We start from the raw sequence: 3,596 nt of genomic DNA on the forward strand, positions 1-3,596 counted from the left end.
CGCCGCGCGGGTCTGACGCGCGGGCCCGGCGCGTCGACGCCGGGTCTAGGATGGGGCGACGGCCTGTGGCGTGTGCCACGCCCGGCGCCGTGGCCCCCCGCGCGTCGTGCCCGGCACCGGAGCCGTCCCCATCCGTCACCCGTCACGAGGAGTGATCCCACCGTGTCCGAGACCGTGTTCACGCGGCAACCACATCTGTCCCCGATGTCCGATCAGCAGCGCGTCGAGATCCTCCAGGACCCCGGTTTCGGCAACGTCTTCACGGACCACATGGTCTCGATCGACTGGACCTGGGACGAGGACGGCGGCGCGTGGCATGACGCCCGCGTGGAGCCCTACGGCCCGCTGTCCCTGGACCCCGCGGCCGCCGTGCTGCACTACGGCCAGGAGATCTTCGAGGGCCTGAAGGCCTACCGGCACGAGGACGGGTCGGTGTGGACGTTCCGCCCCGAGGCCAACGCGGCCCGCCTGAACCGCTCCGCCCGCCGCCTGGCCCTGCCGGAGCTGCCCGAGGAGCTGTTCCTCGGCTCGCTGCAGGCCCAGCTCGAGGCGGACCGGGCCTGGGTGCCCACCGGCCCGGGCCAGTCCCTCTACCTGCGCCCCTTCATGTTCGCCTCCGAGGCGTTCCTCGGCGTCCGCCCGGCCCGGCAGGTGCGGTACATGGTGATCGCCTCGCCGGCCGGCAACTACTTCGGCGGCGAGCTCAAGCCGGTGACCATCTGGGTCTCGCGTGACTACGCCCGCGCCGGCAAGGGCGGCACGGGCGCGGCCAAGACCGGCGGCAACTACGCCGCCTCGCTGCTGCCCCAGCTGCAGGCCGCGGCGAAGGGCGCCGACCAGGTCGTGTTCCTCGACCAGTACCACGACGACGCGATCGAGGAGCTCGGCGGCATGAACGTGTTCTTCGTGCACGCCGACGGCCGCCTCGTCACCCCGGCGCTCACCGGCACGATCCTCGAGGGCGTCACCCGCTCCTCGATCCTCCAGCTCGGCCGGGACATGGGCCTGACCGTCGAGGAGCGTCGCGTCACCCTCGCCGAGTGGGCCGAGGGCGTCCGCTCGGGCGAGATCACCGAGGTCTTCGCGTGCGGCACCGCCGCCGTCGTGACCCCGATCGGCCGTCTGCTCGACGGCGACGACGTGATCGAGTCCGCCGGCGGGGCCGACGTGGCCCTGAAGATCCGCACCGAGCTCGAGGGCATCCAGACCGGGCGCGTCGAGGACCGCCACGGCTGGCTGCACCGCCTCGTCTGACCCCACCCCACGAACGGAGACCCCCGTGAGCTCGCACCGCTCCTCCGCGGCCGCCGAGGGCGCCCCACTCCCGGCCACGACGCCGGAAGACCTCCCGCCCACCGAGGCCGCCGGCCGGCCCCGCTGGACGCCCGCGAAGATCGCCGTCTGGGTGGCCGTCGCCCTGCTCGGCGGCGTCGCCTGGACCATGCTCGCCCTGCACCGCGGCGAGACGATCAACGCGATCTGGTTCGTGTTCGCCGCCGTGGCGACGTTCGCGATCGGCTACCGCTTCTACTCGAAGTACGTCGAGCGCATGATCGTCCACCCGGACGACACCCGCGCCACCCCGGCCGAGTACCGGGCCGACGGCCGGGACTACGTGGCCACCGACCGCCGCGTGCTCTACGGCCACCACTTCGCGGCCATCGCCGGCGCCGGTCCGCTCGTGGGCCCCGTGCTCGCCGCGCAGATGGGCTATCTGCCCGGCACCATCTGGATCATCGTCGGCGTGATCCTGGCCGGCGCGGTCCAGGACTACCTCGTCCTGTTCTTCTCGATGCGCCGCGGCGGCCGCTCGCTCGGCCAGATGGCCCGGGACGAGCTGGGCCGCGTCGGGGGCACCGCCGCGATCGTCGCGACCCTGCTGATCATGGTGATCATCACGGCCATCCTGGCCCTCGTGGTGGTCAACGCCCTGGGCGAGTCCCCGTGGGGCGTGTTCTCCGTGGCCATGACCATCCCGATCGCGCTCTTCATGGGCGTGTACCTGCGCTGGATCCGCCCGGGCCGCATCACCGAGATCTCCGTGATCGGGTTCGTCCTGCTCCTGGCCGCCATCATCGGCGGCGGCTGGGTGGCCGGGACCGAGTGGGGCGCGGCCCTGTTCACCCTGGACCGCACCACCATCGCCTGGGCCGTGATCATCTACGGGTTCGTCGCGGCCGTGCTGCCCGTGTGGCTGCTGCTCGCTCCGCGCGACTACCTGTCCACCTTCATGAAGATCGGCGTGATCGCCGGTCTCGCGCTGGCCATCGTCGTCGTGCAGCCGCGCATCGGCACCCCCGCGTTCTCCGAGTTCGCCTCGGGCCAGACCGGCCCGGTGTGGCCCGGTTCGCTGTTCCCGTTCCTGTTCGTCACCATCGCGTGCGGTGCGCTCTCCGGCTTCCACGCGCTGATCGCCTCGGGCACGACGCCCAAGATGGTGGAGAAGGAGCGGCAGACCCGCTTCATCGGCTACGGCGGCATGCTCATGGAGGCCTTCGTGGCCATCATGGCGCTCGTGGCCGCCGTCTCGCTCGACCGCGGCATCTACTTCGCCATGAACTCCCCGGCCGCCCTCACTGGCGGCACCCCGGAGACCGCCGTCGACTTCGTCATGGGCCTCGGCCTGGCCGGGGTGAACCTCACCCCCGGGGACCTGACCCACCTGGCCGACCTCGTGGGCGAGGAGACCGTGGTCTCCCGCACCGGCGGCGCCCCCACCCTCGCGGTCGGCCTGGCGCACATCATGGGCCAGCTCGTGGGCGGCGACGCGCTCATGGGCTTCTGGTACCACTTCGCGATCATGTTCGAGGCGCTGTTCATCCTCACCGCCGTCGACGCCGGCACCCGCGTGGCCCGGTTCATGCTCCAGGACTCCCTGGGCAACGTGGTCCCGCGCTTCAAGGACACCTCGTGGCGCGTGGGCGCGTGGGTCTGCACGGCCATCATGGTGGCCGCGTGGGGCGCCGTGCTGATCATGGGCGTCACCGATCCGCTGGGCGGCATCAACACGCTGTTCCCGCTGTTCGGCATCGCCAACCAGCTGCTCGCGGCGATCGCGCTCGCCGTCGTCCTGACGATCGTCGCGCGCCGCCGGGACTTCCGGGGCCTGTGGATCGTGGCGCTGCCGCTGGCGTTCATCACCGTGGTCACCACCGTGGCGTCGTTCCAGAAGATCTTCTCCTCCATCCCGGCGGTGGGCTACTGGGCGCAGCATCGCGCGTTCCAGGACGCGCTGGCGGCGGGGAAGACGAGCTTCGGCGCCGCGAAGTCCGTGCCGGCCATGGAGGCCGTGGTCCGCAACACCTTCATCCAGGGCACGCTCTCCGTCGTCTTCCTGGTGTTGGCGCTGATCGTCATCACGACGTCGGTGCTCGCCACGGTGCGCGCCTTCCGCGGCACCGAGGTCATCGACCACCAGGACCCGTACGTGCCCTCGCAGCGCTTCGCCCCGGCCGGGCTGTTCGCCACGGCCGAGGAGAAGGAGCTGCAGCGGCAGTGGGACGCCCTGCCGGCGGACCGGCAGCCGGTGCGGGGTCACTGACGTGGCCGATCCGCGCGCGACGCCGGCCGGGCCCTCCACCGCGGAGGGCCCGGCC

2 protein-coding genes are annotated in these 3,596 nt (G+C 72.1%); both read left to right on the top strand.

What is annotated here, in order from left to right; genetic code table 11:
• The first annotated feature begins 162 nt into the window (after nucleotides 1-162).
• Nucleotides 163-1,254 carry a branched-chain amino acid aminotransferase gene (locus HMPREF3105_RS07525; protein ID WP_081339251.1) on the top strand — a complete coding sequence of 364 codons (1,092 nt, stop codon included), beginning with the start codon at nucleotides 163-165 and terminating at the stop codon, nucleotides 1,252-1,254.
• A gap of 25 nt (nucleotides 1,255-1,279) precedes the next feature.
• On the top strand, nucleotides 1,280-3,541 hold the full coding sequence (locus HMPREF3105_RS07530) for a carbon starvation CstA family protein (RefSeq protein WP_049145182.1): 2,262 nt from the start codon (nucleotides 1,280-1,282) through the stop codon (nucleotides 3,539-3,541).
• The last annotated feature ends 55 nt before the right edge of the window (nucleotides 3,542-3,596 follow it).

It is taken from the genome of Micrococcus sp. HMSC31B01 (assembly GCF_001816085.1).
Classification (GTDB): domain Bacteria; phylum Actinomycetota; class Actinomycetes; order Actinomycetales; family Micrococcaceae; genus Micrococcus; species Micrococcus luteus.